The 12917-nt window shown below is 61.3% G+C and carries 6 protein-coding genes and 2 pseudogenes; 5 read left to right on the forward strand and 3 right to left on the reverse strand.

From position 1 onward, the window contains the following. Positions 1-252: 252 nt before the first annotated feature. From CRX69_RS02070 to CRX69_RS27780, 3 genes and pseudogenes are all read right to left on the reverse strand, one after another. Positions 253-591: a hypothetical protein gene (locus CRX69_RS02070; protein ID WP_047230543.1), complete on the reverse strand. Its 339-nt coding sequence runs from the start codon at positions 589-591 to the stop codon at positions 253-255. A gap of 139 nt (positions 592-730) precedes the next feature. Next, a pseudogene (locus CRX69_RS02075) lies at positions 731-5626 on the reverse strand (LapA family giant adhesin); the annotation flags it as partial. A gap of 12 nt (positions 5627-5638) precedes the next feature. Beyond that, positions 5639-5800 (reverse strand): annotated as a pseudogene (locus CRX69_RS27780) (transposase); the annotation flags it as partial. Between the two features lie 694 nt (positions 5801-6494). Between CRX69_RS27780 and CRX69_RS02085 the strand changes: the two are divergent. From CRX69_RS02085 to parC, 5 genes are read left to right on the forward strand one after another with little or no spacing between them, the layout of a single operon-like run. After that, the gene (locus CRX69_RS02085; RefSeq protein WP_047227287.1) at positions 6495-7103 is read left to right on the forward strand and encodes a YqiA/YcfP family alpha/beta fold hydrolase; all 609 of its coding nucleotides are present in this window, start codon (positions 6495-6497) and stop codon (positions 7101-7103) included. A gap of 41 nt (positions 7104-7144) precedes the next feature. Continuing rightward, a complete protein-coding gene (gene parE / locus CRX69_RS02090; RefSeq protein ID WP_047227288.1) occupies positions 7145-9049 on the forward strand; it encodes a DNA topoisomerase IV subunit B in 1905 nt (634 codons plus the stop codon). Next, positions 9049-10035 carry an esterase-like activity of phytase family protein gene (locus CRX69_RS02095; protein WP_076382908.1) on the forward strand — a complete coding sequence of 329 codons (987 nt, stop codon included), beginning with the start codon at positions 9049-9051 and terminating at the stop codon, positions 10033-10035. Before parE ends, CRX69_RS02095 begins: the two co-directional genes overlap by 1 nt. Beyond that, positions 10032-10553: a retropepsin-like aspartic protease family protein gene (locus CRX69_RS02100; protein ID WP_076382906.1), complete on the forward strand. Its 522-nt coding sequence runs from the start codon at positions 10032-10034 to the stop codon at positions 10551-10553. The genes CRX69_RS02095 and CRX69_RS02100 overlap by 4 nt, the downstream gene beginning before the upstream one ends. A gap of 10 nt (positions 10554-10563) precedes the next feature. Next, on the forward strand, positions 10564-12828 hold the full coding sequence (parC, locus tag CRX69_RS02105; protein ID WP_047227291.1) for a DNA topoisomerase IV subunit A: 2265 nt from the start codon (positions 10564-10566) through the stop codon (positions 12826-12828). The last annotated feature ends 89 nt before the right edge of the window (positions 12829-12917 follow it).

A 12917-nucleotide genomic window follows, 5' to 3' on the forward strand; every position in this document is an offset into this window, starting at 1 on the left:
GCAGGCTCGCTCCCACAAGAGGCCTGTTGGCGAATGGAAAATTGCGCCCTGACACAAATCCAATTGTGGGAGCGGGCTTGCTCGCGAAGGCGTCGGCACATCCAACATCATCGCAAACTGACCCACCGCTTTCGCGAGCAAGCCCGCTCCCACATAAGAACTGCGTGACGGCAATATCTGCGACTTGCCCCATCCCCCTGTGGGAGCGAGCCTGCTCGCGATGAGGGCAGCCCCGACACCGATGAACCAGGCTTAGATCAACCCCTTCTCATCATCATCGATCAACCGGCTCAACCCGCCCAAGGCTTCCCGGGCCTGGTTGCGGTCCATTAGCTTGGCCTGGGCCGCGGGGGGCAGGTCGGTGACGCGGATGACGCCTTTGCTGGTCAGCACTTGGATCAAGTCGTCAAGGACCCGGATCATTTCCAAGTCGCTCTGCTTGAGCTGCTTGAGGCTGTTTTCTACCGCCTGGTTGGCGAACCAGTCCTGGATTTCGTGGCTGTCGGCCGGCAGGGTTTCGGTGGCCTCCGCATAAGCGGTGGCTTCCACGCGCACCAGCAGGCCTTGTGCATCGCGTTGCACATAAAACATCGGGCATCCCTCATGTATGAAGCGGCGTCATGCTGGGCAGCATAGGCCAACTGCGCGCGAGTATGGAGGGTGGCGACAAAATCGTCATCCTGGATGCAGCCCGGTACGACCGCCCCTAAGGGCGGCCGTTAAGCCACGGTCAGCTGTTGTTGTGATCGACCTTGATGGTCGGATCACTGCCGGCGATCAACGAGTTCAGGTTGATGTTCGACCAGTTGTTACCTTCCAGCTTGATCGTCACATCAGGGGTGGCCGCTGCGGCGTCGCCCGCGTTGAACTTGCCGGAGGTGCTGACCTGCAGCGACGACACGCCATCGACCGTGCTGATCTTCAGGAAGTTGTCGATGGTGCTACCGGTTTCGCCCTGCAGCAGATCCCGCAGGTCGATCCGGTCACCCTCGCTGGCCTTGAAGTCCTTGATCACGTCGGTGCCGGTGTCGCCGGACTTCCAGACGAAGGTGTCGCCACCCAGACCACCGATCAGGGTGTCGTTGCCCTGGCCGCCGATCAGCGTGTCGTTGCCTTTGCCGCCGAGCAGGATGTCATTGCCCTTGCCGCCGTTGAGCAGGTCGTTGCCGCCCTGGCCGAAGATGATGTCATTACCGGCACCGCCCAGCAGTGTGTCATTGCCATCGTTGGCACCGGACACATCGAAAGCGTTGTAGTGCTCGGTGATGTACTGGTGCACGTTGCTGGTGGTGACTTTGCTGACTTCCACACCGCTCTGCTGGGCCACGAAGGCCTGAATGGACTGATAACCTTCGCCGGCGATGCCATTGAAGCTCACCAGGTCGCCGAACAGGATGTCGTTGCCGTCTGCCCCGTTGACTGTGTCAGCGCCCGGCAGGGTCGCTTCGGTGTGTCCGATGATGGAGTCGGCCAGGTTCTTGGGATCGATGTTGGTCTGCGGAGTCTTGTCCGAGTCGTAGTCCTTCAGGTCATCCAGCGTCACGCCTTTGTTCAGGCCGATGGCTTCCACGCCAGATACCGAACTCAACAGCGCGAAAGCGCTCAGGGAGTTGCTGGTGGTGGTCGAGCCGGTGCTGCTGCCGGTGCCGTCGCGGTACGACAACTCATAGGTGCCGTCGCCTTGGGCGCGCAATGTGCCCAATTCCTCACTGCTCCAGTAACCGCCCCAGGATTTTTTCCAGGTGAGCAGGGTGAGATTGCCGGATTCATCGACCTGAACGCGGTGCGTACTGTCGAGCTCGGCGCTGAACGTCTGGCCCAGCTTGTAGTTGGTCGTGGTGATCAGACTGTCGAGCTTCACGTCGCCATACAAGGTCGGGTTCGTCTGCTCGCCGGACTGATAGTAGGTCGGCTGGCCGTCGGTGATGAAGTACGTCAGGTTCGTCGCGCCGGTGTTGCTCAGGGCTTCGCTGCTCTTGAACCAGTTGGCCGTGGTCTTGAACACGTCCTCGTAGTTGGTACCGCCGCCGGACACCATCGAATCCAGCACACTTTTGAGCAGCGCGAGTGCGTTCGGATCCTTGAGGTTGACCGATACGGTTTTATTCACCTGGCTGTCGAAGTCTGCCAGGAAAATGTTCACCGTCCCGGAGTTGCCGCCCATGCTCTGCTTGAGGGTGTTGAACACCGACGTCAACGAGTCCTTGGCGGCTGTGACGGACGCTGCGCTCATGCTGCCGGAGCTGTCGACCATGAAGGCGATGTTGTAGTTGACGCCTGGCACGACGGTCAGCCCGCCGATGTCGGCGACCACAATGTCGTTGCCGTCGGTGCCGGTGACGTTGTCACTGCCAGAGGTGGCCGTGGCGGAGTTGTAGACCGCCGGATGAACCGTGACCGGTATCTGCGCCGTGGTGGTTGCCGAGCCGCCGAGGGCTTCGGTGGAAGTCGAGGTTACGGTCAGGTTGAACTGGCCGTTGTAGTAGGTCGGTGGCGTCAGGGTCAGGCTGCCCAGATTCCAGCCGGTGACCGAGGCCTCGCCATTGCTGCCCACGGTCGCCGTGTGGCCGGCACCGTCGCTCAGCACGCTGCCTTCCGGGATCCCGCCGATTTTCACGCTCAGGCTTTCGGAGCCGTCGGTATCGGTCAGCGCCGTGGTGATCTTCGACAGGTTCACACTGCCGCCTTCGGCGCCTTCGTTGAGCTTGAAGCCGTCGTAGTAGCCTTCACCATTGGTGCCGTGCAGGTCCGAAACAGTCACGCCCGCATTCACCAGATCAGCCACGCCGGTGTACAGCGGCACGCCGGCACTGCTCAGGTCGGTCGGGGTGCTGCCGTTGACCGACAGGTTCACGTCATAGCTGCCCGGGCCGGTCTGGTTGTGGTGGTAGATGTCCAGGGTGTAGTAGCCGCTGGTGGTCGGGGTGAACGAGCCATTGAGCTTGCCGCCCGCTCCCCAGGTGATGCCCGCGACATCCTTGCCACCGATGGTCACCAACAGGCTGTCATCGCCGGTACCGCTGAAGGTGTAGGTCTTGCCAGCTTCGAGGAAAATCAGGCCCGAGGTTTTCGACGCGGTGCCCGGATTCACGTTGCTGTCGGACTGCACGTTGTTCACGGTGGTGCTGCTGTTGGGGGTTCCGGCGGCATCGATCACCGACTTCAGCGTACCGGACGGCGCGCCGCTGCCATCGGTGCCCAGGCCCGACAGACCGGTCCAGACTTCCTTGACCAGGCCAGTGGAGGTCACGGCGTTCCCGGCTACGTTGAGGGTCGGTGCGTCAGCGACCGGCGTGATGTCGATCTTCACGGTGCCGGTAGTGCCCAGCGCCTGACCGTCGGTTGGCTGGAACTTGATCTGCGCGTAATCGGATTTCTGATCGCCCACGCCGTTCGCGTTGCCGTTGGCGCCGGACTCATGGGTATCCGGTGTGAAGCGCAGTTTGCCGGCGTCGATGTCGGCCTTGGTGAAGGTCTGGTTGTTGGCCACGTCCTTCCACGTTGCACCGTCCAGATACTGCAACTTGCCGTCAGCGGGCAGTCCGGTGATTTTTACCCCAAGGCTGGATGCCGAACTGTCCACATCGCTGACACCAAAGGTCGACCAGCCAAGAATCAACGAGGTGTCTTCGGTACCGGTCACCGCGCCGCCGGTTGCGACCGGCGCATCGTTGACCCCGACCACGTTCACGGTGGTGGTGGCCGTGTTGGAGTAGTTTGTGCCGTCGGTCACCGTCACGGTGATGATGCGCGGCACGGTGCTCGGGTCGTCGCTGCTGTTGGTGAAGCTGATGTTCTTGATTTGCTGCATGTAGTCGGCCAGCGTCGCATTGCCCGACAGGGTCAGGGTGACCGTGCCGTTGGTGCTGTTGGCGTTGATGCTGATGCCGTTGACGCTGTTACCCAGGTTCAGCGCATCGCCGGGCTGACGGTTGGTCAGCACGATGGTGGCGCCGGTCAGCATCGTGCTGTCCGGGTCGGTGATTTTCAGGTCGGTGTCGCCGATGGACACGCCCGGACCGGTGGTGCCTTCGGTGAAGGTCACCTGGTAATCGGCGCCGGTCTTGCCGCTGGAGTTGTTGGCATCCAGGTCCAGTACCGGCGGTGCATCGTTGTCGATGATCGAGGTACTGACGCTGCCGTTGGTGCCGCTGACGGCCAGGTTTTCGAAGTTGCCGCCGGTGGCCGAGTCGATCTTGACCACGAAGTTTTCGGTACCTTCGGTGATCTTGTCGTCCAGCGTCGCCACGTTGAAAGTGGCGCTGGTGGCATTGGCCGGAATCTTCACGGTGTAGACGCCGGTGAAGTCCGTACCGTCGGCGGCGGTACCGCTGTAGACGATCTTGAGCGTCACTTCGGTTTGCGCCGGGTTCGTCAGGCTCACGGTGTACGTCGCGGCCTGGCCTTCGGTGACCGAGGTGCTGCCGGTGATGCTGACGATGGTGTTGTCGACGGTGTCGGTCACGTCGGTGACGGCTGGCGTGGTGCTCGGTACCAGGTTTTCGAAGTTACCGCCGGTGGCGTTGTCGATGCTGACTTCGACCTTGCCGGCGTCTTTGTAGACGTCGTCTTTTGGCGCATCGACAGTGACCGTGCCGGTGGTGGCGCCAGCGGCGATGTTGATCACGGCGCCGTTGCTCAGGGTCACGGTGACTGGCGAACCAGCGGCGTTGGTCAGGGTTGCGGTGTAAACAATCGAACCACCTTCGGCAACAGTGTCAGTGGCCGAGAGCGTCAGGCCGGTCGAGTCCTGCACGTCGGTAACGGTGGTGTCCGCTGGAGTGGCGTCGATGTCCAGTTTTTCGTAGTTACCGCCCTGGGCATCGTCGATCTTCACGCTCAGGTTGTCGCCGCCAGCAAGGGCGTCGTTCTGGGTCACGAAGTTGACCGAACCGCTGCTGGAGCCAACTGGGATGGTGATGCTTTGACCGTTCGACAGGGTGACGACCAAAGGAGCGCCCGTTACCGGGGCGTTGACCGAAGCGGTGTAAACCACGGTGCCGCCTTCAGCCACGGAGGAAGTCGCGGTCAGGCTGACAGTCGACGTGTCGATGGTATCGGTGACATCAGTCACTGCCGGAGTCGTGCTCGGAACGAGGTTCTCGAAGCTACCTCCCGTGGCGTTATCGATGCTGACTTCGACTTTGCCGGCGTCTTTGTAGACGTCGTCTTTTGGCGCATCGACAGTTACTGTGCCAGTGGTAGCGCCGGCAGCGATGTTGATTACAGCGCCGTTGCTCAGTGTCACGGTGACCGGAGTACCAGCAGCGTTGGTCAGGGTTGCGGTGTAGGTGATCTGACCGCCTTCAGCAACCGAGTCGGTAGCGCTCAGGCTCAGGCCGGTGGTGTCCTGCACGTCGGTAACGGTGGTGTCCGCTGGAGTGGCGTCGATGTCCAGTTTTTCGTAGTTGCCGCCCTGAGCATCGTCGATCTTCACGCTCAGGTTGTCGCCGCCAGCAAGGGCGTCGTTCTGGGTAACGAAGTTGACCGAACCGGAGCTGGAGCCGACTGGAATGGTGATGCTCTGACCATTCGACAGGGTGATCACCAGCGGAGCGCCGGTCACCGGGGCGTTAACCGAAGCGGTGTAAACCACGGTGCCGCCTTCAGCCACGGAGGAAGTCGCCTTAGCCCCCTCGGGGGTCGAACCCAAGCGCTCTTTGCGAACCTGGTCGACCCAACGGCGCAAGGCGGTAGGGCCAATATCCAGGCTGGCACAGACTTCGGGAACGGACTGGCCCTCGTCCAGCACCATGCTGGCAGCCTTGAGCTTGAACTCACTGGAATAAGATTTGCGCATATCCAAACACCTCAGATTTGGGCGCCATCATAGCGCCCGATTGAAGTGTCCAAAATCATTAGGCCAGTTCAGCCTGCTCGCGATGGCAGCGGCACATTCAGCATTGATGCAAGCAGACCCATCGCCATCGCGAGCAAGCTCGCTCCCACAGGAGAAACGCGATCACGCTAAGCCAGGTCGGCTCTCAGGCCGCCTCGCGGTGGACGTTGATCTTGGGCGCCCCGTTAACCACGCTGGCCGAACGCAGGCATTGTGGAGTGGGCATCCCGGCATGGATGCCGGGATAGCCGCGCTGGGCCATGGATGGCCCTTCGCGGCGGGCCCACGGAGCAATGCCGGAGTGAGGGCACACCGAGCCTAGGCGAGGTGCCGAGTGGTGGGGCAAAAGCGTTTTGCTTACTTTTGCGCTTCTCAAAAGTGAGCCGCTGTAAGAGCGGAACCATAAGTAGCCGTTACCGCAGCAATGGATATGTACTCAATCAGACCGCCATCGCGAGCAGGCTCGCTCCCACAGTTTGATCGAAGTACAACCGGGAGAAACAGATCGGCTACAAAGCCGCCTCGCGAGCAAGCTTTGCTCCCACAGGTGCTGTGATCGACGGATCATAGGAGGCGACAACACGGGCAAATCCCCCCCAATCACCGCAATCTCCCTGTAAACTCCGCCCTTTGCCCAACACCCAGGGAGTCGGCAATGTCGGGTTCGATCCTTTACATCCACGGCTTCAACAGCGCCCCAGCGTCGACCAAGGCCAGTCAGTTGATCGAAGTAATGGCACGCCTCGGCCTCAGCGACCAGCTACAGGTGCCCGCCTTGCATCACCACCCCCGCCAGGCCATCGGTCAGCTGGAACAGGCGATTGCACAACTGGGCCGCCCACTGCTGGTCGGCAGCTCGCTCGGCGGCTACTATGCGACTCACTTGGCCGAGCGCCACGGGCTCAAGGCCCTGCTGGTCAACCCTGCAGTCAGCCCCCATCGGATGTTCGACGGTTACCTGGGCACGCAGAAGAATTTGTACACCGATGAAACCTGGGAATTGACCCACGACCACGTCACGGCCCTGGCCGAACTGGAAGTGCCGGCGCCCCAGGATCCGCAGCGGTATCAGGTATGGTTGCAAACCGGTGACGAAACGCTGGATTATCGCCACGCCCAGCAGTATTACCGCGCCTGTGCCTTGCGCATCCAGGCCGGCGGCGACCACAGTTTCCAAGGGTTTGCCCAGCAGTTGCCGGCGCTGTTGAGTTTTGCCGGCATTGGCGCCGATTTGTACCAGGCGATCGACTTCACGTCGCTGTGAGCCATCGCCTCTTTTTCATTGAACACTGACGACGAGACCCCATGGCCACTCCCAGCGCTAGCTCTTATAACGCAGACGCCATCGAAGTCCTCTCGGGCCTCGACCCGGTGCGCAAGCGCCCCGGCATGTACACCGACACCAGTCGGCCGAACCACCTTGCCCAGGAAGTCATCGACAACAGTGTCGACGAAGCCTTGGCCGGGCACGCCCGTTCGGTGCAGGTCATCCTGCACGCCGATCACTCGCTGGAAGTCAGCGACGACGGTCGCGGTATGCCGGTGGATATTCACCCTGAAGAGGGCGTATCCGGCGTCGAGTTGATCCTCACCAAGCTCCATGCGGGTGGCAAGTTTTCCAACAAGAACTACCAGTTCTCCGGCGGTTTGCACGGGGTAGGTATTTCCGTGGTCAACGCCTTGTCGACCCTGGTCCGCGTGCGGGTCAAGCGTGACGGCAACGAATACCAGATGACGTTCGCCGATGGCTACAAGGCCACCGAACTGGAAGTGGTCGGCACCGTCGGCAAGCGCAACACCGGGACCAGCGTGTATTTTGCGCCGGACCCGAAGTATTTCGATTCGCCTAAATTCTCCGTCACCCGCCTCAAGCACGTGCTCAAGGCCAAGGCCGTGTTGTGTCCGGGGCTGCTGGTCAGTTTCGAGGACAAGGCCACCGGCGAGAAAGTCGAGTGGCATTACGAGGACGGCCTGCGTTCTTACCTGGTGGACGCGGTCAACGGTTTCGAACGCCTGCCGGACGAGCCATTCTGCGGCAGCCTGGCCGGGAACAAGGAAGCGGTGGACTGGGCGCTGTTGTGGCTGCCCGAAGGCGGTGAAAGCGTCCAGGAAAGCTACGTCAACCTGATCCCCACCGCTCAGGGCGGCACCCACGTGAACGGGTTGCGCCAGGGTTTGCTCGACGCCATGCGCGAGTTCTGCGAGTTCCGCAACCTGCTGCCCCGTGGCGTGAAGCTGGCGCCGGAAGACGTCTGGGAGCGCATTGCCTTCGTATTGTCGATGAAGATGCAGGAGCCGCAATTCTCCGGCCAGACCAAAGAGCGTCTGTCGTCCCGCGAAGCGGCGGCGTTTGTTTCCGGGGTGGTCAAGGACGCGTTCAGCCTGTGGCTCAATGCTAACCCGGAAACCGGCTTGGCCCTGGCAGAACTGGCGATCAACAACGCCGGCCGGCGCCTCAAGGCCAGCAAGAAGGTCGAGCGCAAGCGCATCACCCAGGGGCCGGCGTTGCCCGGCAAGCTCGCTGACTGTGCCGGGCAGGACCCGATGCGTTCCGAGCTGTTTTTGGTGGAAGGTGATTCCGCCGGCGGTTCGGCCAAGCAGGCGCGGGACAAAGAGTTCCAGGCGATCCTGCCGTTGCGCGGCAAGATCCTCAACACCTGGGAAGTGGACGGCAGCGAAGTGCTGGCCAGCCAGGAAGTGCATAACATTGCCGTGGCCATCGGTGTCGATCCGGGCGCCGCGGACATGAGCCAACTGCGTTACGGCAAGATCTGCATCCTCGCCGACGCCGACTCCGACGGTCTGCACATCGCCACGTTGCTCTGCGCGTTGTTCGTCCAGCATTTCCGCCCGCTGGTGGACGCCGGTCACGTCTACGTGGCGATGCCGCCGCTGTACCGCATCGACCTGGGCAAAGAGATCTACTACGCCCTGGACGAGGCTGAGCGCGATGGCATTCTTGATCGTTTGGTGGCCGAAAAGAAACGCGGCAAACCGCAGGTCACCCGATTCAAGGGCCTTGGCGAGATGAACCCGCCGCAACTGCGCGAAACCACCATGGATCCGAACACGCGCCGCCTGGTGCAGTTGACCCTGGATGATTTCGAAGCGACCTCGGAAATGATGGACATGCTGCTGGCGAAAAAACGCGCTGGCGATCGCAAGTCCTGGCTCGAATCCAAAGGGGACCTGGCCGAGGTGCTGGCCTGATGCGCAACGGTTTCGCCCTGGCGTTGTTGCTGTGGGCGGGGGTGGTGGTCGCAGGTCCTGCACCGCAGTTGAAGTTGCTGTCCGAGCATGCCGTCGAGGATTTGCGTGGCGGTAACTTGTCCGGGCTGGCCGTGTGCGGGGGTGAAATGTGGACGGTGTCGGATCGCGATGACGATCGGATCTACCGTCTCAAGTCTTCTGATGCGCCGGTCTGGCAGGCAGAAGCCGTTGAAATCGAGGTGCCGCCGGTGCCGGACAGCGGTTTGCCGTGGGGTTTGAGATCGCGGACCTGGGCTGCGTCGTACCTGCGCGGTGGCGAGCTGGATTTCGAAGGCATCAGTTGTGACAGTGCCGGCAATCGCTACGTGGTCAGTGAATCCCATGCCGCGGTGTTGCAGGTGTCGCCGACGGGCGCCGCGTCCTGGTTGAAAATCGGACCGGCGATGATCCGCCAGGCGCGGGCCAGCGGCATGTTGCTGCATTTCAATGCGTTGTTTGAAGGCTTGGCGATCAATCCGGCCGGTGATCAGCTATGGCTGGCCGCTGAGCGGGAGCGTCGCGGGTTGTTGCTGATCAAGCGTCAGCAAGCGGTGTGGGAGTGTGATGGCAACTGCGTGTTGCTCAGTGAAGCGGGGAAGCAGATGCAACCTGAGCAGTTTCTCAATGCCCGGGCGGTATCACGGGATTTCGCCGATCTGTCACTGTTCGACGGCAAGCTGTTTACCCTGGAGCGCAACGCTTATCAGATTTGCCGGCGTGACTCGCAAACCGCTCAAGTGGAGCGTTGCTGGTCGTTCGCCGCCGAGGCGTTGCAGGAAAACCGTCGTTATTCACAGAACTACGGCTTGGCCGAAGCGCTGGTGGTGGATGCCGAGGGCGCCTGGGTTGGTCTGGATAACAACGACGGGGCACGGGCCGACGGTGAACGGCGGCCGATCATCTGGCGCTTTGCCGCGCCGGACGGTGGTTGGGGCGCCACGCCATGAGCCAGCAACCGCCGGGCAAGCGCGCCGGCCGGGTGTTGATGATACTGGCCTGGTGCGCGGCGCTGTTTCTGGCGACGCGGTTTTTTGCCCAGTGGGAGCAGCGTGCGCAGAATCCCAATACCGAGGTGTATTCGCAAAAGGGTGAAGGTTTTATCGAGGTGAAGCTGGTCAGCAATAAACAGGGGCATTTTGTCGCCAGCGGCCAGATCAACGGCCAACCGGTGGACTTCATGCTCGACACCGGCGCCACGGACGTGGCGATCCCGCAGGAGCTGGCTGCGCGCCTCAAGCTGGAAAAAGGTTTCGGTGTGACGTTGAGCACCGCCAACGGTTTGAGCGAGGGTTATCGCACCCGTATCGACCGTTTGCAATTGGGTGACATCGTATTGCGCGATGTCCGTGCCCTGGTGGCGCCAGGCCTGGGCGGCACGCAAGTGCTGCTGGGCATGAGCGCCCTGAACAAACTTGAATTTACCCAGCGCGGCGGCACCATGTTGCTGCGCCAGACAACGAACTGATGAGGCCCGCATGAGCGACATTCTTGCAGACAGCTTAGACGGCGTAGAGCGCCGGTCGCTGGCTGACTTCACCGAAAATGCCTACCTCAATTACTCCATGTACGTGATCATGGACCGCGCCTTGCCGCACATCGGCGACGGTCTGAAGCCGGTTCAGCGGCGGATCATCTACGCCATGAGTGAGCTGGGGCTGGATGCCGATTCCAAGCACAAGAAGTCGGCGCGTACCGTCGGTGACGTGCTCGGTAAGTTCCATCCTCACGGTGACTCGGCCTGCTACGAAGCCATGGTGCTGATGGCCCAGCCGTTCAGCTACCGCTACACCCTGGTGGACGGCCAGGGGAACTGGGGTGCGCCAGACGATCCCAAGTCTTTTGCTGCCATGCGTTACACCGAGGCACGGCTGTCGCGTTATTCCGAAGTGCTGCTCAGCGAGCTGGGCCAGGGCACCGCGGACTGGGGGCCGAACTTCGACGGTACTCTCGATGAACCCCTGGTGTTGCCAGCGCGTTTGCCGAACATCCTGCTCAATGGCACCACCGGTATCGCCGTGGGCATGGCCACCGATGTGCCGCCCCACAACCTGCGGGAAGTGGCCACCGCGTGCGTGCGTTTGCTGGACGAGCCCAAAGCCACGGTGGAGCAGCTCTGCGAACACATTCAGGGCCCGGACTACCCAACCGAAGCGGAAATCATCACCCCGCGCGCCGACCTGCTGAAGATCTACGAAACCGGTCGCGGTTCGGTGCGTATGCGCGCGGTGTACCACATCGAAGATGGCGACATCATCGTCACCGCCCTGCCGCACCAGGTTTCCGGGGCCAAGGTGCTGGAACAGATTGCCGCGATGATGCAGGCAAAACCGTCGAAAGCACCGCAAGTCGCTGACCTGCGCGACGAATCCGACCACGAGAACCCCTGCCGGATTGTGATTATTCCGGTCAACAGTCGGGTTGATCATGACGCGCTGATGCAGCACCTGTTTGCCAGTACCGATCTTGAGTCCAGCTACCGGGTCAACATCAACATCATCGGTCTGGACGGCAAGCCACAGCTGAAAAACCTGCGGGCGCTGCTGGTGGAATGGCTGGAGTTCCGGGTCAAGACCGTGCGCCGGCGCCTGCAATTTCGCCTGGACAAGGTCGAACGTCGCCTGCACCTGTTGGACGGTTTGCTGATTGCCTACCTCAACCTGGATGAAGTGATTCATATCATCCGTACCGAGGAGCACCCCAAGGCCAGCCTGATCGAGCGTTTCGCCTTGAGCGAAATCCAGGCCGACTACATTCTCGATACCCGCCTGCGGCAACTGGCGCGGCTGGAAGAGATGAAGCTGCGGGCCGAGCAGGATGAACTGCTCAAGGAGCAGGCCAAGCTGCAAGCTTTGCTGGGCAGCGAAGCCAAGCTCAAGAAGCTGGTGCGCACCGAACTGCTCAAGGACGCCGAAACCTACGGCGACGACCGTCGCTCGCCTATCGTCGAGCGCGCCGAAGCCAAGGCGCTGAGTGAGCACGATCTGCTGCCGAACGAGAAAGTGACTGTCGTGCTGTCAGAAAAAGGTTGGGTACGCTCTGCCAAAGGTCATGATATTGACGCGACGGGGCTTTCCTACAAGGCCGGGGATGGCTTCAAGGCCCTGGCGGCCGGGCGTTCCAACCAGTTTGCGGTGTTCGTCGACTCCACCGGGCGCAGTTATTCGGTGCCGGCGCATACCCTGCCATCGGCTCGCGGACAGGGCGAGCCACTGACCGGTCGATTAACTCCTCCACCGGGTGCAACTTTTGAATGCGTGCTGATGCCTGATGATGACGGGCTGTACGTTATTGCGTCGGACGCCGGCTACGGGTTTGTCGTCAAGGGTGAGGACCTGCAAGCCAAGAACAAGGCGGGCAAGGCGTTGTTGAGCCTGCCGAATAACGCCAAGGTCATAGCGCCGCGACCTGTGTCCGATCGTGAGAACAACTGGCTGGCATCGGTGACGACCGAAGGTCGGTTGCTGGTCTTCAAAATCAGTGACTTGCCACAGTTGGGTAAAGGTAAAGGCAACAAGATCATCGGTATTTCCGGCGAACGGGTGGCAAGTCGTGAGGAATATGTCACGGATATTGCAGTGTTGCCGGAAGGCGCCACGCTTGTGCTGCAGGCTGGAAAGCGTACGCTTTCGTTGAAGGCAGACGATCTTGAACACTACAAAGGTGAACGCGGTCGGCGGGGCAACAAGCTTCCGAGAGGGTTTCAGCGGGTCGATGCACTGCTCGTCGAAAACCTCAATTAAGCGTGCTAGAGCGCTCGGTCTGCGATTAAAAGCCGCAGATCGGCACTTTCGCGCTGGAGTCGGAGCGCATATTCACGGATGATAGGCCC

It is taken from the genome of Pseudomonas rhizophila, from assembly GCF_003033885.1.
GTDB lineage: Bacteria > Pseudomonadota > Gammaproteobacteria > Pseudomonadales > Pseudomonadaceae > Aquipseudomonas > Aquipseudomonas rhizophila.